The organism is Brachyspira pilosicoli (assembly GCF_036997485.1).
In the GTDB taxonomy this organism is placed as follows: Bacteria; Spirochaetota; Brachyspiria; order Brachyspirales; family Brachyspiraceae; genus Brachyspira; species Brachyspira pilosicoli_C.
The window spans coordinates 1-641 of record NZ_JAWLPU010000008.1 but is presented as its reverse complement, the minus strand read 5'-3'; the positions used below and the strand labels follow the sequence as shown (position 1 = coordinate 641).

Annotated in this window: 1 protein-coding gene; it reads left to right on the top strand. The window is 25.3% G+C overall.

Annotated features, from left to right (window positions below; genetic code table 11):
• On the top strand, positions 1–641 hold a 641-nt coding region (locus R4I97_RS12020; protein WP_335785277.1), incomplete at both ends, for a hypothetical protein.

Genomic DNA, 641 nt, shown 5'->3' with positions numbered 1-641 from the left:
GAGGCTTTGAAGAGTTTAGTCAAGAATTATTAAATAGATTGAATGATACAGACAGCGATATAAACTATGTAAAAGATATGCTTTCAAGCGACAAAAATCTTTTATTAGAAGAGTTGGATGCGCTTCGTGCTGATGTAGATAATATCAGTAATGATGATAGATTAAATGATTTATTGGAATCTAAATTATCATTAGAAGATTCTTTCAATAGCATAAGAGAAGAATTGACTAAGTTTGAAGAATTAGAGGGAAGCTTAAATGAGTTAAGAGAAAATCTATTAGGTTTAGAGAGTTATAATGATAAGTTTGATAATTTACACTCAGAAATAAATAGATTATCTAATAGTATAGATGATTTAACTTCAAATAATGAAAATATAATTTCTAATCTTGACACTATATCATCTAATTTTGAGGTATTAAATAATAACTTCGAAGATGTAAATAGGAATGTGAGTGACTTTGACAGCAGATTAAGTAGTTTTAAAGAAGATATAGATAATGCTATTAACAAATCATTAGAGTTAGAAAATAGTATTTCAGTTTATAGAAAAGATTTAGAAGATAAACTTGGTGGTATAACAAATAATATTAATTCATTAAATAATGATAGCACTATAAAAGATTTATTTAGTGAAGAA